Origin of the sequence: Peribacillus frigoritolerans, from assembly GCF_004358755.1 — a bacterium.
In the GTDB taxonomy this organism is placed as follows: Bacteria; Bacillota; Bacilli; order Bacillales; family Bacillaceae; genus Bacillus_P.
Window position 1 is genome coordinate 310,461 of sequence record NZ_SMZY01000003.1, and the last position, 21,895, is coordinate 332,355.

The window sequence follows — 21,895 nt, forward strand, 5'->3', positions numbered from 1 at the left end:
CTTGTAAAGCTTCCTTTACGTAAAGTTTACTTTACATGGAATAAAAAGTAAACTCTTTTTCCAGATGAACAGAAAAAAGAAGAGAAGCCTACGCTCCTCTTCTTGCTTATCATTCTTCTGATTACCTCAATCCGTATGCCTTAATCACATCCTGCGTGATTTTATTGCCGGCATCATCCCAGGCAGATGCCCTTAGTGACACATGTTTGCTGTTTTTTGGATTGTTGATTTTAGCGGTCCATTTATTCTCTGCTGTTTGCTCAAGCTTTACTGTCTTCCATGACTTTCCTTCATTGAAAGAAACTTCGAGCGCTGCACCTTGCAATTTTCCGTACCCTTCAACTCCATCCAGTTTTGCTGCAGACAATTCCAGATTCGTTAATGGTGCGGCCAATGCATCGCCGTACATATCCGTTTCAACCTTGTAGTCAAGAGAATAAAGCGGAAGCGGTTTACGGGAGTTCTCTTCTATTCCAGACCAGAAGGTCCACTCTGTGTGTGTGCTGACTGAAGTATCCCAACGTTCCGGATCTCGTTTGGCATCCGTTACTAAGCGGTATTGCTTTCTTTCTTCCGAAATGCCGCTGAATACATTTAAAGCCTGACTTGTTCCTTGTTTAATCAGGGTATCTCCCTGATAAAACTTGTGTGTTTGATTTTTAACCGATTCATCAAATTCCGTTCCGCCTGTGTGTCCATTTCCTGAATCTGCCCAGGCAGGAATGTTTAACTGGAACGAGTTCCCGCTGCGGAAAGGTGTCCAATAGCCGTCACCTAGACGCGGGCGGACGACCGGCGAGAACCACTCTTCCTGCAGTCTTTCCCCTTTTTTATACGTCACAGCCGGCTGGCGTACTGCCCAAGGACTGTCTAAAACTTCTGCCTGGTGATACCAGCGTGTTCCCTCAACAGCTGAGACCCATTCCGTTCGAACAGAAGGAAACTGCATTTTATACATGAATCCGACCGCTCTTAATGTATGTGGACGCAGGTCAAAGCGGAATTCCCCGCCAGGAGTTTCCTGATCAGACTTATAGCGTGCATCAATTTTTACAAGCTCTCTATTTGAAGGCGCATAGGTCAGATCCTTTGGAATATTTTCACCATGAACGTCCATTAAATCATAGACATATGGCGTGTTCGTTTCGCCTTCAACGAACAGCTTCAGGTTGCCTGAACGTGCAGCCTTAATCACTTTGTCTCCTTCACTTTTGCTGATGCCGGCAACAGCAAGAGGAATGTCGGTAGAATCCGGATTGCCTGCATATACGCTGAACTCCGTATCTTCATAATTGACGATGATTAAAAGCTTCGCTCCGGCTGCATGGGCGGCAGCAGCCTGCTCTGAAGGAGTGACATCCGCATTGCGGTCAACTACGACAGCTTTGCCTTTTGCATTTAATCGTTCAAAATCAACTTGTGATCCGCTGCCTGCATAAACCGTTGATAAGTTATATTTTCCATCAAGAAGCGTGCTGCCTGCTAAAGGAATGTCATCGAGCACCTTATCTTTAAAGTGGATTTGAAGATAAGGCTTGATTAAACGCCAGCGGGTCAGCATTTCAAATTCCCCATTATTCACTTTCTTTGTCGGAGCAGCATACAGTTTATCAATCCAAACCGGAGCTAAGTACACGTGGTTCATCGTTTTGCCGTCAAGAGAGCGGTAATATTCCAGACGCTGATAGCTTGGCTCTGTCTCTTTTGGCACATTCACTTTTATTTCGTTTGCTTTTCTGGCATCAAACTCAACGGTTTGAGGTCCGTCCAGTATAATTTCAGGGTTTCCGACTAAAGCAACCCCGCGGTCATCTGTAGTAGCATCTACTTCCATCATGGACATAGCGGAGTATGTTCCAGGGCGCAAACGGAATTCTGCTTCTCCATTTACAGCGACGAACTCTGGAATCATATCTTTGTTAACGAGACCAACGTATGCAAGGGCAGGATTGCCGCTGCGGTCTTTAGCTGTCATTTTTAACGTGTATTTTTCCTCTTCTTTCACCGTGCCGAGTGAAGTATGAGCCACTTGTTTGCCGTTTTCCAATGCCGTCAAATGACCTTCATACCTGCTTCCTGCTTCACCAAATTGCGGATCAAGTGTGAGGGAAACGGTTTTTGTTCCATTTGCCGGAATCGTGATCTCGTTTTCAGAGATTGTCAGCATACCATTTGGTGCAGCGTTCCCGTTTGTATTTTTGAAATCAGTCTGCAGAGTTAGTGTGACCGCTGTGTCCGAATCATTTGTATACGTGACTGTTTTTTGTACAGGCTGTGCATCCGCGTTCGGCCATTTAAAGAAACCGAATGACAGCGAACCCGTTGCCCTTACTTTGCCTGCTGCTGCAGCCGGCAGATCCAGACGGCCTGTACCAATGTGATACGGAGAATATGGCAATTTTTTAGATGTGCTCATCAGTGCTTCTTTTAACTGAGTGCCGCTCCAGCCAGGATTTTTCTGCAAGAGAAGCGCGGCAGCACCTGCAACGTGCGGTGTAGCCATTGACGTTCCATTTAAACTCTTATAAGAGCCGGTTCCTGCTGAAAGACCGGAGCGTGCAGCAACAATGCCGACTCCCGGAGCTGATAAGTCAGGTTTTAGCCCCTTATCTCCGTAGCGCGGTCCTTTAGATGTAAAGCCTGCAATCTTATCAGCCTTATCAACCGCTCCAATTGTTAAGGCGGCATCTGCAGCTCCAGGTGAACCAATCGCCCCTTCCGCTCCATAGTTTCCTGCTGCGATGACAAACAGAGTTCCTTTTTCTTCACTGATCCGGTTGACTGCCTGTGCCATCGGATCAGTTCCATCAGAAGGTTCAGAGCTTCCGAGACTCATATTCACGATCTTCGCGTTTTCAGCTGCCCATTCCATGCCGTCGATGATCCATGAATCAAGACCGCTCCCTGAGTCATCAAGTACTTTTCCAACTACTAAACGGGCATCAGGGGCAACCCCTTTATTCTTTCCTTCAGAAGCAGCACCTGTTCCAAGGACGGTTGATGCAACATGTGTGCCATGGCCGTGTTTATCGTCCAACTGCTGTCCTGGCACAAAGCTTTTTGACGTTTCAATCTGGCCCGAAAAATCTGGGTGGGCCGGATCAATACCCGTATCAAGCACAGCTACTTTTACGCCTTCCCCTGTAAATCCAGATTCCCATATTTGCGGAGCACCGATCTGCGGCACGCTTTGGGCAAGAGATGCTTCTACTTTTCCATCCAGCCAGATCTTGTCAATCCCCTTTTCAAACTCAGCTGTTTCCGGCTTCGCTTTTTCTAAAGCTGCTGTTTCAGGCGTGATATCTTCCCAGAATGTTTCTGCATCTTTTTTTGATGCAGAAAGCGCAGCACCGTTAATACTTTCAAGTGTACGTACTGTTTTTGCCCCTTTTGGCTCCGATTTTGCTTGGGCAGCCCGCACTTTCGTCTCTTCATATTCCACGATTACCGGGAGAGAAGCGAGACTCTTGTCGTCATAGCCATTTTCAATTAATTCCGTTACGTTAAATAAATCTTTGTCCAATTTGTCAGCTGCCAAGTAAGGCATAGCTGAATTTGGAATGACGAACGTTTCTTCACCGATGGTCAGGATCTGTGCTCCTGCACCGTTTTGATCGGCAGGCTCAACATTGATCACGCTTTTACCGTCTTCAATCTCTTTAACCGTGACCACATCGCCTGTAATAAGGGTGATTTTGTGCTCGTCTTTATTTGTTATCGTATTAATTATGGAAGAAGTCTCAGAAGTTTTTTCCAGATTTGTTTGATCAATTGCTTGGACGCTGCTGAAAGTTGAGGAAAGCATGACTGCAGATACAGAGGTTGCGACTAACGACTTTAGAATAAATTTTCTCAATATACATCCTCCTAAAAAATACAAATAAGTTCTTTCAATATGTACGTCTGGATGTAAGTGACATGGACTCATAGATAAGAGAAACGAACCGTTTGCTGCTTTCTGAAAAAGACACCTCCTCTGTAAATAAAAACTTTTTAAACTGAGTTTCTGTAACGATGTTTACTGCCAAAGAATTTAATAGAATTGTATATTGTAGGATGCAAAGTAACAATTGGGGTTTTTGAACGGTCTTGTGAACTATACAGAACGATATAAACTTCAATAATGATAAAAAAAAATGAATATCTGATGCAAAGTATCTATTTAACCGCATTTAAAATTGGGGTTTTTGCTCAAACTATGGAATATTTTGAAAGATTATGAATGATAAAATGATAGAACTTGAAAACTGAAAGGAATGGTTCTGTTTGATGCAAAACTTATATAACTCAGCAAACCGGTTCATCCTATGGAGCTCTGCCAATCAGCGGACTTGGTTGTTAACCTGCTGAATAAAAAATAAAAAGGGAACTCCGTTTGAATTGGAGTTTCCCTTTATTAAAATTGTTTAACAGTATGAAGGCCTTTTTCACTATTTCAGGATGCCAGGGTGTGCTCACGATGCATTATCCTGTTCTGACACCCTTCTTTTTCGTTTTGCAGCAAGCAATCACGTAGCTACGGGTTCTTTTTCATTCATCAAAAGACGAAAGGTTTCTTGATCGGACTCTGCTGGAAGCTCGTATTGGTCTTTATATTTCTCGCTTCCTTTCCCGGTCACAAGAATCCAGTCTCCCGCTTCTGCCAGTTCCCATGCTTTTTGAATAGCAAGAGTCCGGTCCGGTACGAGCAAGTCAGCTTCTTTGCCTGAAGACTTCAGATACGCTTGCAGCTCGTCAATCATTTCGTTTTGCTCAACACCGTTTAAATCGTCAAATGTCAGAATCGAACAGTCGCTCATGCGCGACGAGATCTCCATCATTTCCGCCCGTTTGCTTTCATCCCGGTCGCCTCTGAAGCCAAAGACATGAAAAATCCGCTTTGCTCCGCAGTCTCTCGCCGTTTTCAGGATGTATTCAAACGCATCTGCCGTATGGGCATAATCAATAACCGCCGTTGCATCCTTTTGATGGCTGTACATTTCGAACCGTCCAGGAATTCCTTTAAAGGTTCTAAAACCTTCAATAAGCTTTGCTGAGTCTACGCCAATTTTCCGTCCAGTCAAATAGGCCATTGATGCATTATAGATGTTATGAAGACCCGGAATGCTCATGGAAAAACGAAGCTCTTCTCCGTTCTCAGTGACTTCAAAATTTGAGCAGTGTACATCATTTTCCGATGTAAATTCAAGATCATCCATTGGTGACCGTCCGAAAGTGGACACCTGAATGTTCTTTTCTTTTAAAAGGCCGGCAAGCTTTTGACCCCATTCATCATGGGTGCTGATGATTGCCTTTCCGCCCTGCTTCAATTTTGAAAAAAGCTGCTGCTTCACTTCAAAATACTCTTCGATCGTATTGTGATAGTCCAGATGTTCATGAGCCAGGTTCGTAAAAAGACCAACATCAAATTCGATGCCTTCCAGCCTTTTTTGGGAAAGTCCGTGAGAAGAAACCTCCATTATGACGACGTCATCTTTGCTTTCAGCCAATAACCGCTGCAGTTCCAGCGCATCCGGTGTCGTATTTTTTGAGCTGTATGCCTGTCCATTGATCACATTGTGAACAGTGCCAAATAGCGCACATGAATAGCCGGCGTGCCGCAGAATGTGCCTCAGCATAAAAGAAGTCGTCGTTTTTCCGTTTGTTCCCGTAATCCCGATCATAATGTGTTTCCGTGATGGGTAATCATAAAAGTGTGCAGCAAGGTTGGCCAGCGTATCTCTGCTGTTAGCTACCCTGACGTATGGAACCGGCAAATCCGTCAGATCTTTTTCCCCGACAACGGCCGCAGCTCCTTTATTGATCGCATCCTTTATATAATCATGGCCATCCCGTTCAAAGCCTGAGATCGCAACAAATAAGCAGCCTGGTTTGATTTTGGCTGAATTTGCGTCGATTCCTGTGATTTCGGCAGATCCCAGTTCTTCCTGATTTAAAATGGAATGGCCAGTCTGCTCGAGCAAAGTAAGTAATTTCATAGTTGATCTCCTTATTTCATGGCATCCGTTCTGTTATGTTGCGTCAAAAAGAGCTTTGTTATCATTTTGCGTTATGTGATACCATATCTGTTCGAAATCATTCCGGTTTTATGAGGGAAGAATGAAGATGAAAATATTGGATATTGTCGATTTAACATGTGTTTAGGCTTTTTAATGGCAAAAAAAAAAGATTGTGACCCGTCAATTTCGGTGAATTACTAGTTATTTGATCCCCCCGCTTATTGATCTTACTGACTAATTGAAGCGGGGGATCAAAAAACGGCTCCAACTAAGGAGCCGCCTAAAAGGGGGATCTATGTTAACTATTCACAACCTCTTTTTGAGAGAGCTTCACTTTTTCAGTGATTTTTTCTCCTTGGCGGTAGAACTCTACATTTATTTCATCACCAATATTGGTTTGTGAATAGAGAAATTTGCGCAGTTCATTTGAATTTTTGATGGCTGTGCCGTTCATCGCAACGATGACGTCTCCTTCTTGCATGCCAGCTTCAGATGCTGGGGATCCCGGGCTAACACCCTGTACAAATACTCCTTCAGTCACTTTTTCCGGAAGCTGAAGCGTGTTAGTACGGTACTGTTCAGGTACTTCGCTTAGGTCAAGAAGACCAACTCCTAAGAATGGACGATCTACTTTTCCTTTTTCAAGCAGTTCATCTACAATTGGCTGAAGGTCGTTGCTTGGGATAGCAAATCCTAATCCTTCCACCCCGTCCTGTGTGATTTTCAGGCTGTTGATGCCAATAACCTGGCCATTCATATTCAATAAAGGTCCGCCGCTATTTCCTGGATTAATGGCCGCATCCGTTTGAATAACATTTAACTCCCAGCTGCCTTCAGAAGTTGAAATGGGAATGGTGCGGTCTGTTCCGCTGATAATACCTTCCGTAACTGTGCGGGAGAAATCTAGTCCAAGCGGATTTCCAATCGCCACAACCCTTTCACCTGCACGAAGCTCTCCTGAATCTCCAAAATCAGCAACCGCTTTTGCATACTTGCTGTCGATTTTAAGGACAGCTGTATCAGTTAAGGGATCAGCTCCAACAAGCTCAGCCTGCGATTTTTCTCCATCTGAGTAGGAGATTTCGATGCTGCTTGCTCCCTCAATGACGTGATTGTTTGTAATAATATAGGCGGTATCTCCATCTTTTTTGAAAATAACCCCTGAACCTGTGCCTGCTTCAGCATCCTGAGTTCCGCGGCCAAATCCCTGCTGCTGCTGTTTATTTGATATCCCTACAATCGCTGGCGACAGCTTTTCCACCATATCCGCAATATCGTTCGTTTGACTGATAGGCTGGGTATTCACTGTACTTGAATCGTTTTCTTCTTCTGAAGTATTTGAATCAATGGAATAAGAAGGTTCATTTGAGCTTGTTTCTTCATCAAGAAAAGGCTGTACTCCAAGTACCAGCGCTCCTCCGACTACCCCGCTGATCACAGATGACATAACCGCTCTCCATCTGGACGGCTTTTTTTGAGGCTGTCCCGATCTGACCATAATTTCGCGTGAGTCCGGGTCTAATAATGTATCTTTCCGTTCTGTATCATCGTAGTATCCCATCCTGATTCCTCCTAGTGATTTTCTTTGTTAACCCTACTATAAAAAATCATTTTGGGAGAAAGATGAAAAGATTATGTGAAATTGTTAAATGATGACCATATCTGTGAAGACATTGTATAATTACGAATAAGAAGGAGCGTGAATGGGTTTGTCATACTCTATTTTTCTTGTGGAAGATGAACAGAATTTAAATGATTTGCTGACAAAATATCTGGAGAAGGAAGGCTATAAGGTCACCTCATTTACAAATGGGGAAAAAGCGCGCCAGGCCATTCATGAAACTCCTCATCTTTGGGTTCTCGATATCATGGTGCCGGATGTTGACGGTTATCAATTAATAAAAGAAATTAAAGCAGTATCATCAGATACCCCAGTTATTTTCATTTCTGCGCGGGATACAGATATTGACCGGGTGCTCGGTCTTGAGCTTGGAAGCGATGATTATATTTCAAAACCTTTCCTTCCCCGTGAACTTGTCATTCGCGTTCAAAAACTGCTGACTCGTGTTTATGAAAGCAGCACACTTTCATCAAGCGTAAAGCTTGCGCCTTATACGATTGATGAAAGTGTGCGCTCGGTCTCGCTGAATCAGGAAAATCTGAATCTAACTTCTAAGGAATTTGATTTATTGCTGCTGTTTTTGCATAACAAAGGCCAGGCTTTTTCGCGTGAACAAATGATTGAGCATATTTGGGGAAGCGACTACTTCGGCACAGACCGGGTGGTAGATGACCTCGTCCGCCGCCTCCGCAAAAAAATGCCTGATTTGAAAATAGAAACCATTTACGGTTACGGATACAGGATGCTGACGGGATAATGAAAAATAAATCACTGACGTTTCAAATTTGGATTGTAATCTCAGGGATTCTTCTCGTCATTTCTTTGCTGCTGATGATCATATTCCCAACTACACTCAGGAATTTTTTCACGAACGAGATCTATACAACGATTGAAAATGAACAGCATATTTTGACGGAATACCGCCTTCAGGGAAATGTCCAAATGGACCCTCTTACGAGAAACGGAGAGAAGCTCTCTCCTGACCGCTCGGTTCAGCACATCATTCTCCCTGAGAGTGCGCCTTTTTTTTACAACGAAAAAAAGCTTCCAATGAGATTTCTTCAAGAAACGCAATCACTTGCTTCTAATCAAAAAGACATCACGGAAGAATACTCGAGGGAAATCAATAATGAACGGCTCTTTTTTGTAATCAAAAAAGTGACTGTTGACGGACAGCCTGCATTTCTTCTTTCTTATGCGTGGGATTCTTACCGAAATGATCTTGTGCTGACTTTGTTCAAGCAGCTTGTTTTCGTCATGATCATTGTGTTTCTTTTCAGCTGGATTCCGTCCATTTGGCTTGCAAAATATTTGTCTCGTCCAATTGTCTCTTTAGAAAAAGATGTGAAAAGAATTTCAAACGAAGATTGGCATGAACCCGTTGAACTTGATCGAAGCGATGAAATTGGAAAGCTTGGGGAAACAATAGAAGTGATGCGAAAACGGCTTGTTCAAAAGGATGAAGCACAGCGCACCCTGCTGCAGAATATCTCCCATGACTTAAAAACGCCGGTTATGGTCATCCGCGGATATGCGAAATCAGTGAATGACGGCATTTATCCAAAGGGTGATCTGACAAGCACGATGGATGTGATCGAAGAGGAAGCACAGCGTCTGGAGAAAAAAATTAAGGACTTGCTGTATATAACAAAACTTGATTATTTATCTTCGAGAAACTCCGGTAAATCTGAGGTTGAACTGAATGTGACAATTCGCGAAGTCATCGACCGCATCAGGTGGTCACGCCAGGAGCTTGATTATGAAATAAACCTGAAACATGCGGCTATTCATGGCGATAATGAACTATGGATCAAGCTGCTTGAAAACTTATTTGAGAATCAGCTCAGATATGCGGATTCAATGATTGGTGTTCATCTAAAACAGGCGGGGAATGATTTTCTTCTTAAAATATGGAACGATGGACCTCCGATTGAAGAGGACGTTCTGCCCCATCTGTTTGAGCCTTTCCATAAAGGCAGCAACGGCGAATTCGGGCTTGGACTCAACATCGTTAAAAGAATCGCCGAGCTTCATCACGGAACAGTTTGGGCTGTGAATGAGGATGGAATGAGTACATTTTATGTGAAAGTACCAAAGAGATAGCAGACGGCCTTTTTATGAGGCCGTTTTTTTTATGATTTCTGTGCTGCCATTCCAATTACAAAAAAGAACAGCTTTCATGCTGCTCTTTCATTTCCATCTTAATTAACATCTCCCAAATATATCTTTTCCGGCTTCTTCCCAGATTCAAGGTCCATAATGGAAGGCAGCATCGACATCGGATAAAGCCGATAATCGGTAAGGTTTTTTACAGGCAGCCATTCTACACCAATTTGGCCATCATCAGGAATGACACCAGCGGCCGGTGCTGGCTGTCCTTCTTTAATGCGGCATAGAAACATCAGATCCAATTGATGGAATCCTTTATCCCATTCAAACCCATGATTGCTCCCGACATAATCCCGAACAAAAATCAGGTCATCAATCTCAACTTCAACCCCAATCTCCTCCATGCACTCTCTTTTCAAATTTTCATAAAGGTTCTCGCCATGCTCCTGTCCGCCCCCTGGCAAAATGTAGAACGGTCCGATCTCATCTTCTTTCTTGATGACTAAAATCTTGCTGTCTTGAATAATAATGGCTTTTGATGCTGTACGTACCATGCGTGATCTCCTTTTGACTAAAATTTCATCCTCCCTCATTATATTGGAATCATAGTGATAATTGTCATTTTTTGTACAATGTTTCTTTTAATATCCTGTCGGCCAATTCGCTAATCTGCGTTCACTTTTTGTCCCGTTTTTAACCACCGCAAATTCAAGCGCTTTACACAGATATTTTCTTGTATCTCTTGGGTCGATCACATCATCAATATAATGCTTGGATGCCGCTTTGTAAGGGGAACTGTCAAATGCCCATTGCTCGAGCAATTTTTTCCTTGCTTCAGCCTGGTTGATTTCATTTTGCAGCTGTCTGCCGTACACAACATTAATGCCGACCTCTGGTCCTGTGAAATTAATTTCTGCCGTGGGCCACGCAAAGACGAAATCAGCCCCCATCGTTGGACCGCACATGTTTCCGTATGCTGCCCCAACACTTTTTCTAATGACTACGGAGATTTTAGGAACTGTCGACTGAGCCAGTGCCTGATTCCAGATCATGATTTTAGTTGGCATTTTTTCCCGCTCAGCTTCTTGACTTATTCTAAATCCAGGTGTGTCATGCAGGAAAATCAACGGGATATGATAAGAGTCGCACAGGCATATAAAATCGGTCGCCTTATCGCACTCCTTCGGTCCGGCAGCACCGGCAAATTTCTTTGGCTGATTTGCCACAATGCCGACAACTCTTCCATTCATTCTGGTAAATACCGTAATAAGGCCTTCTCCATAAGTAGATTTATATTCAAAGAACTGCTGATTATCTACAATTTCCCGTATGATCTCCTTCATATCATAGACTCTATTTTTGTGGCTCGGCAAAATAGTCAAAACGTTCCCTATGCTCCGATACGGATCATCATTAGTATCAATGAAAGGAGGTTCCTCTCCTCCGTTCAGAGGCATATAGCTGAAAAAGGTTTTCAGATGTTCAATACATTCTTCTTCGGTACTGCCAAAGGTATCTGCCTGACCTGTTTCATTCGCATGAACCTTCCATCCGCCGAGCTGTTCTGTATCAACTTTTTGACCTGTTGCCATGGAAAGCATTCTTGGACCTGCGATAGCCATACAAGTTCCTTTTAGCATCGAGACAAAATCAGAGGATACCGCCATCCATGTCGGCCCGCCAAAACTGTCTCCCAAAATGGCCGTCATTAGAGGAACTTGTCTGGAATGGGTCAGCATTTCTTGAGGGAAGAGCTTATCGCTGATGCCGTCAGATCCCATTCCATCAGGCATCCTAAGGCCCCCTCCCTCATTTAAATTAAAGAGAGGCAGTCCTCGCTTCAAAGCATATTCATGTATTTTTTTTGATTTTCTAATATGAACAGCGCCTTCTGTACCGGCAAATACCGTTTTGTCACCTGCCATAATAACCGCAGGCCGCCCATCTATTTTTGCTAATCCTGTAATTAGCCCGTCCCCATAGCTTCTGTCCTCTGCACCTGGATAATCTGAATGATTCAGCATCCCGAGCTCCATAAAGCTGTCCTGATCAGCTAACAGAGAGATTCTTTCTCTTGCAGTCTGAAAGCCATTCTTGTGGAGCAAATCCATTTTCTCCTGACCCCCGCCAAGCTTGGCTTTATCTTTTCTCCTATTCAAATCCTCAACTGCGTCATGAAATGAATTCTTCACTTCATTCATTTTTTCACCTCCGCACTTTCATGTGTTTTTAATAGCCTCCTCAACAGTTTTCCTGAGCTTGTAGATGGCAGTTCCTCCCTGAATTCAATTTCTCTAGGGTATTTGTAGGCCGCCATATGCTCCTTGGACCAGTTAAGGATGTCTTGTTCCGTCACTTTTCCTCTCTCATTTGGTTTCAGCACAATAAACGCTTTAACGCTTTCGCCCCTGACAGAATCAGGTATGCCTATGACTGCACTTTGCATCACTGCTGGATGCTCATTCAATAATGCTTCAACATCTTCAGGGAAAACACTGTACCCGGAGCACTTAATCAGTTCCTTCATGCGGCCAAAGAAATAGAGATACCCATCCTCGTCAAGCAATCCGATATCCCCTGTAAAGACCCATCCATCCCTCAACGCTTCAGCGGTTGCATCAGCCCTGTTTAGATAGCCTTTAAATATCCCCGGATTCCTGACAGCAATTTCTCCTTTTTCACCTGGAGCAGCAGGAAAACCTGTCTCAGTTTCTACTATTTTGATTTGATTCTGATAGACAGGGATCCCGCAGCTTCCAAACTTTATCTTATCTTTAGGCATGAACGTATCACATGTATGAGTTTCGCTCAGACCATACGATGCCTCATGCATAATGCATCCTTTTGTAAGTTCATGCCATCTTTCAGCCAGTTCTTTTGTAACTGGCATTCCAAAGCTTGTGGATGGATTATGCCTGAGTGATGTAAGATCTCTTTTTTCCACACCCGCTGTTTGCAGAATGGCTGCATTCATCGGTGCAACACTATACCAATTTGTTATTTTGTATGTTTCTATAGCATCTATGACTGTCTCCGGATCAAACCTTGTTAATAGATAACAAGTGTTCCCTGCATAAACAGGGATATTTACACCCATGACCATTCCGGCAATATGGCATAACGGAGCAATTGCAAGTGAGCGGTCATCCTCCCTCATTTCATTGGTTTCTGCAGTTGCAGCTGTTTTATATAGAGAGCTTCCATATGTCAGAAGCGCTCCTTTTGGTCTTCCGGTTGTGCCAGAAGTAAAAATCATTAAGCCAATATCATTCCAAATATCAATCTCCGCATTTTTATTAAATGGAGATTCTTCTATAAAAATATCCTTCATATCATGTGCAGATTCAAAGGTTTGTCTTGCACCAGATAAGTCTTGAGGCTGCTTTAGAGCAGGGGGTTCAGGGGAAAAATCCCTATAATGAACGGTAATTGCAAGGATTGGAGATTCCAAATCACGACTGGCTGTGACAACTCTTGAATACAGCTCGCATCCTGCTATGATTCCTTTCATCCCTGCTTCTTTAAAAAAGTAAGCAAGTTCTGATTCTTTGTACATTGGATTAAGAGGGACAACGATGCCTCCAATTTTTTGAATGGCATAGTGAGCAATAATGTATTGCGGACAATTCTGCATATATAACCCGATTGCATCTCCTTTCTTTATTTCATTTCGGTTTAGATATCCTGCAAGCTGGCCGATTTTTTTATGCAGCTCTTTCCATGTGATTTCTCTTCCATAATACGAAAAGGCAATTGCATCAGGTTTTTCAGCGCAATGCTGATCAATATACTCGTGAAGCGGTCTCTCACCATGCCGATATTGTAGAGTTTCAGGCAGATAAGATGGCCAATAAGACGGAATTGTCATTTCCATTCCCCGTTTCCTTAAAGATTGTGAAAAGCATCAAACTGACCGGTTAGTATGTTGTGAGATTATTATACAATGAACCGTCCTTCCAATAAACAAAATTGTATTAATTTTCTAAAAACAAACCTTGTGTTTACTGCTTCACATACAGGGAAAATGAACATCAGATAAGTAAAAGGGGTTTTCCTTATGGGAAGATTAAAGGATAAACTGGCGGTTATAACTGGAGCAGCAACAGGATTCGGCGCTGCGACTGCAGAGGTTTTCGCAAATGAGGGGGCAACCGTGATTTGTGCAGATATTAAAGAAGAGCAGCTGCACGAGACGGTCGAAGCCATCCGCTCATTTGGAGGACAGGCGGAAGCTTATTATCTGGATGTTGCTGAAGAAGAGAGTGTTGTCTCTTTTGCAGAAAAAATAAAGCAGGCATACGGAAAGATTGATATCCTCTTCAACAATGCCGGAGTCGATCAGCAGGGCGGAAAAGTCCACGAATATCCAGTTGAACTGTTTGACCGGATCATGGCTGTAGATTTGCGCGGAACCTTTCTATGCAGCAAATATTTGGCTCCGCTTATGCTTGAAAATGGCGGGTCTATCATTAATACGTCCTCAATGTCCGGTCGTGCAGCTGATCTTGACCGTTCAGGCTACAACGCTGCAAAAGGCGGCATCACAAACTTTACAAGAGCGATGGCCATTGACTATGCCAGAAATGGAATTCGGGTGAATTCTCTTTCCCCGGGCACAATCGAAACACCTTTGATTGATACACTTGCAGGCAGTAAAGAAGAGGAAATGGGACAGAAGTTCAGGGACGCGAATAAGTGGATTACACCGCTCGGCAGATTAGGAAGTCCAAAAGAAATGGCGACTGTAGCTCTTTTCCTTGCATCTGACGACAGCTCTTATGTGACGGGAGAAGATATTACAGCAGATGGCGGAATTATGGCCTACACTTGGCCGGGAAAAATGCTGATTGAAGAAAAATCGAAAAAACCAAATAATGGTTATCCGGGGTACTCCTGTTTTTGGGAGTACTTTTTTACCAGCTCATATTCTCTCTAATTTCCATCAATGCTACAATATAGTTAATTGACACTAAATCACCCAGGAGGTCCCGCCTTGAAACTGCCGACATGCAGGTCATGCCATTATCAATTCACATGGAAAGAAACACTTCTAACCTCGCTGAAATTCACCAGAATTCTGAAATGTCCAAAGTGCGGTACAAATTTGTTTCCAACCCCTAAATCAAGAACAAAGGGAACTCTCTTAATCGCCATTCCAATCGTTGCTGCGAGTTTTATAAGTTCCATTTTGGGTGCTGATGCAGCAGTAAGAATAACAGCTATTATTCTCGCAGGAATTCTCTCTGTCCTGCTATCGCCTTACTACTATGAATACATAGAAGAAGATAAACCATTATGGTAAATAAAAGAGCGTGCTCTTTTATTTACCTATTTTTTTCAACCTGAAATGACGCTAAAAAAAGGGATGCTCCCGATGAAGGCCTATTCACCCCGTGGTCCAATCATATCAAGCGGATTCACATACTCATCAAATTCCTCTTCCGTCAGAAGCTGAAGCTTTATCGCAGCCTCTTTCAGCGTGCTTCCATCTTTATGTGCTTCTTTCGCTATTTTCGCAGCATTTGCATAACCAATATGAGGGTTCAAAGCTGTTACGAGCATTAAAGATTCATTTAAATAGTTATCGATAACATCCCGATTCGGCTTGATGCCAATCGCACAGTGATCATTGAAGGAATGAATGGAATCTGCAAGCAGTCTGACTGATTGCAGGAAATTATACATAATAACGGGCTTGAACACATTCAGTTCAAAGTTGCCCTGACTTGCTGCAAATCCAATCGTTGCATCGTTCCCCATTACTTGTGCTGCCACCATCGTAATGGCTTCACTTTGAGTTGGGTTCACTTTTCCGGGCATAATGGAGCTTCCCGGTTCATTTTCAGGTATGGTGATTTCCCCGATTCCGCATCTTGGACCGCTTGCGAGCCATCTTACATCATTGGCAATCTTCATTAAATCTGCTGCTAGACCTTTTAAAGCCCCATGTACAAAGACGATTTCATCATGACTTGTCAGGGCGTGAAACTTATTTTCAGACGTGCGGAATTTAGTGGCTGTATAAAGGCTGATTTCTTCAGCAGCAAGTCTCCCAAAATCAGGGTGGGCATTGATGCCTGTCCCAACCGCTGTACCTCCGATGGCAAGATCGCGCATCTTTTCAACGGATAAGAGAATCATATCTTTCGACTTTTGCAGCATATGCACCCAGCCGCTTATTTCCTGGCCCAATGTGAGAGGGGTAGCATCCTGAAGGTGTGTTCTGCCGATTTTGACGACATCTTCGTTTTCTTTAGATTTGTTCACAAGCGTTAAATAAAGCTTATCTATGGCTGGAATTAATAAATCAAAAATAGAGAGCACTCCTGATATATGCATCGCAGTAGGAAATGTATCGTTCGAGCTTTGCCCCATGTTGACATCATCATTCGGATGAATGAGCAGATCTGATTCTCTTAACAGTGAGTTTCCTCTGTTTGCAATCACTTCATTTACATTCATATTGCTCTGCGTTCCGCTTCCTGTCTGCCATACAACTAAAGGAAAGTGATCATCAAGTTTTCGGCTGAGAATGTCATCGCATACTTTTACAATCGCATTTTCTTTTTCTGCGCTTAGTTTTCCTAATCTGCCATTCACTTTAGCTGCACTTCTTTTTAAAATGGCAAATGCGTCAATCAGCTCCTGAGGCATTCTTTCCGACCCGATTTTAAAGTTTTCTTTGCTCCGCTGTGTCTGAGCCCCCCAAAACTTTTCTGCAGGAACTTTAATCTCACCCATCGTATCTTTTTCGATTCGAAATTCCATTTTCCGCACCTCCATATTTTTTATCCTTACCCTTTTTATTCAAGAAAAGTTCATATAAACCTTTTTAACACACCTATTCTCCCGCTGTTTTTTTGATAAAATATAGAAAAACGGCGGAGGAAATAAAATGAATTCTTTTAAGCTCGCTATGTTCGATTTGGACGGAACTCTCACAGATCCAGGGACAGGAATTATTCATTCTATTAAGTACGCATTGAATGCAATGAATGTAAAAATGCCATCAGCCGCTGTTTTAAAAGACTTCATTGGACCGCCGCTTCAGGTGTCGTTTCAAAAGCATTTAGATTTCGATCATGCTGACACTGAGCAGGCCATCCGCTTTTACCGGGAGTACTTTACGGAAAAAGGGATGTATGAAAATGAGGTTTATCCAGGAATTATCAGTCTCCTTGAAGACTTGCAACGTGAAAATATTACGCTTGCTGTTGCTACTTCAAAACCAACTATCTTTGCAGAAAAAATTCTTAAGCATTTCAAAATGGATGCTTATTTTGAGCACATAGCCGGAAGCAATCTTGATGGCTCACTTGTTTCCAAGTCAGACATCATCGCAGAGGTTGTAAAGCATTATCCTGATATATCCAAATTAGACATCATTATGATAGGTGACCGTAAGCACGATATGATTGGAGCGAAGGAAAATAACATTGCTTCAATTGGGGTTTTATATGGGTATGGTTCAAAGAAAGAACTGAGCTCAGCATCACCGGAATTTCTTGCGCAATCAGTGAGCGCACTGAAGAAAACCTTGATGCAGCAAGGAAATACACAGCTTAATCAAACGTTTGTTTAACTATTAATGAGGTGATCGAATGGGAGATTTCTTCGTACTGACTGCAGCATTGCTGCTCTTGATTTTTGTTTTAGACTCGCTTGCAAAATTGAAGGGTTCAAGTAAAGACAAGAACGAAAACATTCTTAAACTATATTTAGGATTTCTAATTCTGATTGCCATTACCGTAATTCCCTATAAATTGTGGAAACTGACAGGCAGCCATCACAGTCCTGACGGCATGCTCGTTACGGCAGGCGCTGCTCTTGCCATGATTGCATTCGTTATCAGCTTTTATTCCCGCAGAGTAAAAAATCATGCTTGAGATAGATACTAAAACGATAAATGCAGCGAATGAAACATTTACAAGCATATGATATTTCCGCAAAAATTTAGGAATCGGCGCATAAACGCAATCGTTTATGTGCTGTTTTTTTAATAAAAATCTTGTAACAGCAGGAGCATCAAAACTATTCATCTTCACAAAAATCATATACGATTTTATTAATAATATTTATTGATAAAAAGTGATCTTTTCAGCAAGAAAATATCGTTACCTTTGCATAAAGGTAAAGGATGGGATGATATGAAAAAACGGAATGTGAAAATGATCATGTCAATCGTGCTGATTCCTAGTCTTGTCTTTGTCATGGTCAAAGGCGGAGAAGCTTTATTTACAAGATCATCGGGCAGCACCGCTGTTCAAGCCAATTATGAAGATGAAAATCTCTCTGCAGCGACATTTGCAGGAGGCTGTTTTTGGTGTATGGAGCCCCCTTTTGAAAAGCTTGACGGTGTTTTGGAAGTTATCTCAGGATATACGGGCGGCACCGAGGAAAACCCTTCATACAATGACGTTTCTTCAGGAAAAACAGGGCATGTTGAGTCTGTTCAAATCGTGTACGATCCTGCTGTGGTGTCCTATGAAGAACTGCTTGATGTTTATTGGAAGCAAGTGGACCCAACCGATTCAGATGGGCAATTTGTCGACCGCGGCAAGCAATATTCAACAGCGATTTTTTTTCATAATGAAGATCAGAAAATGGCGGCACAGGCCTCTAAAGAAAAACTGGATCAATCCGGACGCTTCGATCAAAAAATCGTCACGCCAATCCTGCCTGCCTCAACATTCTACATGGCAGAGGACTATCATCAGGATTATTACAAAAAGAACCCGGTCCGATATGAATATTACCGCAATCATTCAGGACGGGATCTGTTTTTAGAAAAAACGTGGGGCGATGAACTGAAAAAAGAACAGGCATCTGACAAAGCCTATCCCAAGCGTTCAAAAGAAGAGTTAAAAAAAGAACTGACTGACATACAATATGAGGTCACTCAGGAGGACGGCACCGAAAAAGCATATGACAATGAATACTGGGACTTAAAAGATGATGGCATCTATGTAGACATTGTTTCAGGCGAACCGCTTTTCAGTTCCCTTGATAAATATGATTCAGGCACAGGCTGGCCGAGTTTTACGAAACCGCTTGTGAAAGAAAATATCGTTGAAAAAGAAGACCGCAGCTTCTTTTCAGTCCGAACAGAAGTAAGAAGTAAACACGCAGATTCCCACTTAGGTCACGTCTTCGATGACGGACCTGAACCTGCCGGACTAAGGTACTGCATGAATTCAGCTGCGATGCGCTTTGTGCCTGCAGAGGATTTAGAAACAGAAGGATACGGAGAATTTGCAGCTTTATTTAAGAAATAAAAACTTCAGCGGTTTCGCTGAAGTTTTTTTATAGCCCTTCTATCCTGTTAAACTCCCGTAAAAGTCTCAATTTTTCAAGCGTAAGAGAGCCCTTCCACTCTTCTCTGGCAATAAGCCATGTCTCTTCATACTGCCCCCATGACCAGGCTGGTGCAAAGCTTCCGTCATCCGTTTGCTGTCCAATGATGAAATCAAGATTCTGTTCCACGCTCTCAGAGAATAATGGATAATATCTGGAGCTTGGAGATTGAATCACACCTGCAGGCTGGAGTCCGTATCCCTTCCAATCTTCTGGATTCCTGATGATACATTTGTTAACAAATTCATCAATATGAACGGTCATTTCACGGCTGATTACCTGCGGCCCTCTTTCAGTAAGTCTTAAATAGCAAAGCAATTCATGAAATTCATATTCCTTAATGTCCCGAAGATGGCCGATTGCATAATCTGTCATTTGAGATAGCATACTCTCTGGTATAAAACGTTCATATTCAAATAAATAACCCAATATTTCAGCATTTGGATTTCCCCAATCATCCCCCGACTTTTGATAATTCCACCAAGGCGCCCTCGGCGCTGATTCTACCTCAGGGGGAACTTTCTCCCATCCAGGAAGTTCGGTATGAAACGTCTGCACGAAATAAGCAATAACTTTGTTAAGGATATCGTCTTCCTCATTCGCATTCACTCTGGATAGATACTGCATGCCAATCGTCGAGGCAAGTGCGGAAGAATCTGAGTATCTGAAATCCGGCTCAAGTCCATTACCGAATCCGCCATCTTCATTCTGGTAAGCTTTCAGCTCCATTAACACATCTTCTTTAGAGCCATTCTCAAAATCAAATAGAAATAAAGCTCGGTCAACCTTTCGTGCTTTTTTAAGCATAAATTCCCGTGCTTTAAGAAATTGAACCTGCGTAAACTTCTTCATATCCCCATCCCCCGCTATTTTTTCAGTCTTATGATCACCTTTGTACCTATGCCCAGTTCACTTTCCATTTTAAATTCCCCGTTATGCTCGGTAATGATTTTGTTGCTGATCGTAAGACCGAGGCCGATTCCTTTTTCTTTTGTAGTAAAGAAAGGTGTTCCGAGTTTTTCAAGCCGTTTTTCATCAATACCTGTCCCATTATCCTCAAACGTCAGCCGATAATAGAACCCCTCTATGCTCTCTCCTCTGATTTTGAGGCGGCCGCCCTCCGGCATAGCTTCTATTGCATTTTTCATGACATTGATAAAAACTTGTTTAATTTGATTTTTTTCACATTCTATCTGTGCGGCATCTGAGTCAAACTGAAGATCGATGTCCACATTTCTGAGGGAAGCCTCCGGATTCAGCAGAATCATTGTATCTTTAAGAAGCTGAACGATATTTATGCTTTCTTTCAGATGAATCGCCTGCGGCCTTGCCAGTGCCATGAATTCATTGACAATCTGCTCAATTCTGCTTAATTCATCCATAATGACATTCTGATATTTTTTATCTTTCCCGCCACTGTCTTCTTCTGTCAGCAGCTTGAAAAATCCCTTAATAGATGTAAGCGGATTCCTGATTTCATGGGCAACACCTGCTGCAAGCTCACCTAATACCGTAAGCTTTTCATAGTTGCGGATGTAATCCTCGACTTTTCTTTTTTCAGTTATGTCCCTCGATATAAACACAATGCTCTCTGGCTCCCCGTGCTGATTCAAAACGGCCATCCCTTTTCCCTCAAACAAAACAGCGTGTCCTGAATGACTAATTTTGTGATAAGGAATGGTGACAGGTTCTTTTGTGGTAAAAAGAGTACTCATAATTTCTTCTACTTTTTCTTGATCTTCTGCAAGAATATAGTTGAAAACGTTTTGCCCTATCATACTCTCAGGCTCATATCCGAGAATTTTTTTGTAAGACGGTGAGGCATATTTATAATTTCCGTTTAGATCGACTACACAAATTAAGTCGTTGCTGTGCTCTAAAATGATCCGGTATTTGCTTTCGCTTTTTCTCAGCTTTTCTTCTGTTTGCTTCCGCTGCGTAATGTTTCTTGAAATGACGATTGCATGTTTTAGCGTTTCATTTTCAGTAACAGGAACCCCGTGCGATTCCAGCCATATATAAGTATTGTCCTTGCATAAATAACGATACTCAACCGTCAGCTGTCTATTTTCTTTCAGCATTTTGTAAAATTGGTCTGCAATCTGTTCTCTGTCTACCGGATGAACAAATTGAAAAGGGCTATATCCTACTGCTTCTGACATGTCATAGCCCAGCACTTCTTTGTATGAAGGAGAAACATAGGTAAACAGTCCGTTTTCATCAAGAAGCCCAACGATATCACGCATGTTCTCCGTAATCAGCCGGAACTTTTTTATCGTTTCATCATGTTCTTTTTCAAGCTTTTTCTTATTTGTGATATCTCTGATAATTACCTTGGTGGACTGCATGTCACCCCATACGTTTGGCAGTGTCGTGACTAACACGTTTACGGGCAAACCTTTTTTTGTATACCAGATCTGCTCCATTGAAGTCGGCGTAAAGCCATTTGTTGTATCGGAAATCCTTTGCTCGATCATCTCTCTATATTGCGGATCAATTGAATTCCAGATCGGTTTTCCTATTAGATCCTCCTTGCAGGTGAACCCTAGCAGTCTCATTGCAGAAGGATTTATATATGTCCACTTTCGGTTTTCTTGAATTAAAAATGCGGTTGGAGAGTTTTCAAGCTGATTTAGATAAACTTCCATTAATCCATCCAGTTTTTCCTGAGAAAGGACTTTCTCTTTATGAGCCTGTTCCAGATTCTTCATTGCGGTCCATCCTCCTCCAAGTACATTCATACCCATAATATATCAAATTTTCTGTCTATATTGAACTTTTATAAAAAAGCTATAGTTAATAAAGCTAAAAT

At 42.5% G+C, this 21,895-nt stretch carries 15 protein-coding genes and 1 pseudogene; 7 read left to right on the forward strand and 9 right to left on the reverse strand.

What is annotated here, in order from left to right:
- Positions 1–121 precede the first annotated feature (121 nt).
- The 3 genes from E2R53_RS15080 to E2R53_RS15090 all read right to left on the reverse strand — a co-directional run bounded on the left by E2R53_RS15080 (position 122) and on the right by E2R53_RS15090 (position 7,560).
- Positions 122–3,856 carry a S8 family peptidase gene (locus tag E2R53_RS15080; protein WP_286166216.1) on the reverse strand — a complete coding sequence of 1,245 codons (3,735 nt, stop codon included), beginning with the start codon at positions 3,854–3,856 and terminating at the stop codon, positions 122–124.
- 652 nt (positions 3,857–4,508) lie between these two features.
- Positions 4,509–5,978: a UDP-N-acetylmuramoyl-L-alanyl-D-glutamate--2,6-diaminopimelate ligase gene (locus E2R53_RS15085; protein ID WP_133312564.1), complete on the reverse strand. Its 1,470-nt coding sequence runs from the start codon at positions 5,976–5,978 to the stop codon at positions 4,509–4,511.
- Between the two features lie 319 nt (positions 5,979–6,297).
- Positions 6,298–7,560: a S1C family serine protease gene (locus E2R53_RS15090; protein ID WP_286166217.1), complete on the reverse strand. Its 1,263-nt coding sequence runs from the start codon at positions 7,558–7,560 to the stop codon at positions 6,298–6,300.
- 148 nt (positions 7,561–7,708) lie between these two features.
- Between E2R53_RS15090 and E2R53_RS15095 the strand changes: the two genes are divergently transcribed.
- Complete coding sequence (locus tag E2R53_RS15095; RefSeq protein WP_133313083.1) at positions 7,709–8,377, forward strand: response regulator transcription factor; 669 nt, start codon at positions 7,709–7,711, stop codon at positions 8,375–8,377.
- A complete protein-coding gene (locus E2R53_RS15100) occupies positions 8,377–9,723 on the forward strand; it encodes a sensor histidine kinase (protein ID WP_133312565.1) in 1,347 nt (448 codons plus the stop codon). Before E2R53_RS15095 ends, E2R53_RS15100 begins: the two co-directional genes overlap by 1 nt.
- Positions 9,724–9,821: 98 nt before the next feature.
- Here the strand turns inward: E2R53_RS15100 and E2R53_RS15105 are convergent, their stop codons facing one another.
- The 3 genes from E2R53_RS15105 to E2R53_RS15115 all read right to left on the reverse strand — a co-directional run bounded on the left by E2R53_RS15105 (position 9,822) and on the right by E2R53_RS15115 (position 13,603).
- Positions 9,822–10,283, reverse strand: a complete 462-nt coding sequence (locus E2R53_RS15105; RefSeq protein WP_165970998.1) for an NUDIX domain-containing protein — start codon at positions 10,281–10,283, stop codon at positions 9,822–9,824.
- An 87-nt stretch (positions 10,284–10,370) separates the two neighbouring features.
- The gene (locus E2R53_RS15110) at positions 10,371–11,930 is read right to left on the reverse strand and encodes an acyl-CoA carboxylase subunit beta (RefSeq protein ID WP_133312567.1); all 1,560 of its coding nucleotides are present in this window, start codon (positions 11,928–11,930) and stop codon (positions 10,371–10,373) included.
- Positions 11,927–13,603, reverse strand: a complete 1,677-nt coding sequence (locus tag E2R53_RS15115; protein WP_133312568.1) for a class I adenylate-forming enzyme family protein — start codon at positions 13,601–13,603, stop codon at positions 11,927–11,929. The genes E2R53_RS15110 and E2R53_RS15115 overlap by 4 nt, the downstream gene beginning before the upstream one ends.
- 183 nt (positions 13,604–13,786) lie before the next feature.
- Between E2R53_RS15115 and E2R53_RS15120 the strand changes: the two are divergent.
- A pseudogene (locus tag E2R53_RS15120) lies at positions 13,787–14,596 on the forward strand (SDR family oxidoreductase); the annotation flags it as partial.
- Between the two features lie 126 nt (positions 14,597–14,722).
- Positions 14,723–15,031: a TIGR04104 family putative zinc finger protein gene (locus E2R53_RS15125; RefSeq protein WP_165970999.1), complete on the forward strand. Its 309-nt coding sequence runs from the start codon at positions 14,723–14,725 to the stop codon at positions 15,029–15,031.
- An 80-nt stretch (positions 15,032–15,111) separates the two neighbouring features.
- Here the strand turns inward: E2R53_RS15125 and fumC are convergent, their stop codons facing one another.
- Entirely contained in the window at positions 15,112–16,497 is a 1,386-nt protein-coding gene (fumC, locus tag E2R53_RS15130) for a class II fumarate hydratase (RefSeq protein WP_133312571.1), read from the reverse strand.
- 127 nt (positions 16,498–16,624) lie between these two features.
- Here fumC and E2R53_RS15135 point away from each other — a divergent pair, with 127 nt between their 5' ends.
- From E2R53_RS15135 to msrB, 3 genes are all read left to right on the forward strand, one after another.
- A complete protein-coding gene (locus E2R53_RS15135) occupies positions 16,625–17,311 on the forward strand; it encodes an HAD hydrolase-like protein (protein ID WP_133312572.1) in 687 nt (228 codons plus the stop codon).
- Positions 17,312–17,330: 19 nt separating this feature from the next.
- Complete coding sequence (locus E2R53_RS15140; RefSeq protein WP_133312573.1) at positions 17,331–17,615, forward strand: hypothetical protein; 285 nt, start codon at positions 17,331–17,333, stop codon at positions 17,613–17,615.
- Positions 17,616–18,056: 441 nt separating this feature from the next.
- On the forward strand, positions 18,057–19,004 hold the full coding sequence (gene msrB / locus E2R53_RS15145) for a peptide-methionine (R)-S-oxide reductase MsrB (protein ID WP_435796799.1): 948 nt from the start codon (positions 18,057–18,059) through the stop codon (positions 19,002–19,004).
- Positions 19,005–19,032: 28 nt separating this feature from the next.
- Here msrB and E2R53_RS15150 read toward each other — a convergent pair whose 3' ends face one another.
- Positions 19,033–19,935 (reverse strand): hypothetical protein, encoded by a 903-nt coding sequence (locus tag E2R53_RS15150; RefSeq protein ID WP_133312575.1) that lies wholly within the window; start codon positions 19,933–19,935, stop codon positions 19,033–19,035.
- Between the two features lie 14 nt (positions 19,936–19,949).
- Complete coding sequence (locus tag E2R53_RS15155; RefSeq protein ID WP_165971000.1) at positions 19,950–21,794, reverse strand: PAS domain S-box protein; 1,845 nt, start codon at positions 21,792–21,794, stop codon at positions 19,950–19,952.
- Positions 21,795–21,895 lie beyond the last annotated feature (101 nt).

Bases quoted from the DNA above. Each gene is read 5' to 3' on its own strand.
- E2R53_RS15155 (WP_165971000.1), bottom strand. From the start codon at position 21,794: ATGAAGAATCTGGAACAGGCTCATAAAGAGAAAGTCCTTTCTCAGGAA.
- E2R53_RS15140 (WP_133312573.1), top strand. From the start codon at position 17,331: ATGGGAGATTTCTTCGTACTGACTGCAGCATTGCTGCTCTTGATTTTT.
- fumC (WP_133312571.1), bottom strand. From the start codon at position 16,497: ATGGAATTTCGAATCGAAAAAGATACGATGGGTGAGATTAAAGTTCCT.
- E2R53_RS15085 (WP_133312564.1), bottom strand. From the start codon at position 5,978: ATGAAATTACTTACTTTGCTCGAGCAGACTGGCCATTCCATTTTAAAT.
- E2R53_RS15110 (WP_133312567.1), bottom strand. From the start codon at position 11,930: ATGAATGAAGTGAAGAATTCATTTCATGACGCAGTTGAGGATTTGAAT.
- E2R53_RS15115 (WP_133312568.1), bottom strand. From the start codon at position 13,603: ATGGAAATGACAATTCCGTCTTATTGGCCATCTTATCTGCCTGAAACT.
- E2R53_RS15100 (WP_133312565.1), top strand. From the start codon at position 8,377: ATGAAAAATAAATCACTGACGTTTCAAATTTGGATTGTAATCTCAGGG.
- E2R53_RS15090 (WP_286166217.1), bottom strand. From the start codon at position 7,560: ATGGGATACTACGATGATACAGAACGGAAAGATACATTATTAGACCCG.
- E2R53_RS15105 (WP_165970998.1), bottom strand. From the start codon at position 10,283: ATGGTACGTACAGCATCAAAAGCCATTATTATTCAAGACAGCAAGATT.
- msrB (WP_435796799.1), top strand. From the start codon at position 18,057: ATGGAGCCCCCTTTTGAAAAGCTTGACGGTGTTTTGGAAGTTATCTCA.
- E2R53_RS15135 (WP_133312572.1), top strand. From the start codon at position 16,625: ATGAATTCTTTTAAGCTCGCTATGTTCGATTTGGACGGAACTCTCACA.
- E2R53_RS15150 (WP_133312575.1), bottom strand. From the start codon at position 19,935: ATGAAGAAGTTTACGCAGGTTCAATTTCTTAAAGCACGGGAATTTATG.